The sequence below is a fragment of the Escherichia sp. E2661 genome (assembly GCF_004745185.1).
In the GTDB taxonomy this organism is placed as follows: Bacteria; Pseudomonadota; Gammaproteobacteria; order Enterobacterales; family Enterobacteriaceae; genus Escherichia.
This window is the reverse complement of sequence record NZ_PDIG01000089.1, coordinates 1-649: the sequence shown is the minus strand read 5'-3', so window position 1 is coordinate 649 and position 649 is coordinate 1. Positions and strand designations below refer to the sequence as shown.

The window sequence follows — 649 nt, the reverse complement described above, 5'->3', positions numbered from 1 at the left end:
GAGCGAACGGGGAGCAGCCCAGANNNTGGATTCAGTTAATGATAGTGTGTCGAAACACACTGGGTTTCCCCATTCGGAAATCGCCGGTTATAACGGTTCATATCACCTTACCGACGCTTATCGCAGATTAGCACGTCCTTCATCGCCTCTGACTGCCAGGGCATCCACCGTGTACGCTTAGTCGCTTAACCTCACAACCCGAAGATGTTTCTTTCGATTCATCATCGTGTTGTGAAAATTTGAGAGACTCACGAACAACTTGCGTTGTTCAGTGTTTCAATTTTCAGCTTGATCCAGATTTTTAAAGAGCAAAACTTCGCAGTGAACCTTTGCAGGTACACTCTGAAGTATTTTTTATTTAATCACTACAGAGATGGTGGAGCTATGCGGGATCGAACCGCAGACCTCCTGCGTGCAAAGCAGGCGCTCTCCCAGCTGAGCTATAGCCCCATAACATGTAGTTAAAACCTCTTCAAATTTGCGGTGCAAATTTTGGTAGGCCTGAGTGGACTTGAACCACCGACCTCACCCTTATCAGGGGTGCGCTCTAACCACCTGAGCTACAAGCCTGTAGAGGTTTTACTGCTCATTTTCATCAGACAATCTGTGTGAGCATGCAAAGTACGCTTCTTTAAGGTAAGGATGTGAT

2 tRNA genes and 1 rRNA gene are annotated in these 649 nt (G+C 46.6%); all 3 read right to left on the bottom strand.

Annotated features, from left to right (window positions below):
- Positions 1 to 191, bottom strand: a 23S ribosomal RNA gene (locus CRI63_RS24150); the annotation flags it as partial.
- A 183-nt stretch (positions 192 to 374) separates the two neighbouring features.
- Positions 375 to 450 (bottom strand) — tRNA-Ala (locus CRI63_RS23800).
- Between the two features lie 43 nt (positions 451 to 493).
- A tRNA-Ile gene (locus tag CRI63_RS23795) sits at positions 494 to 570 on the bottom strand.
- Positions 571 to 649: the final 79 nt, after the last annotated feature.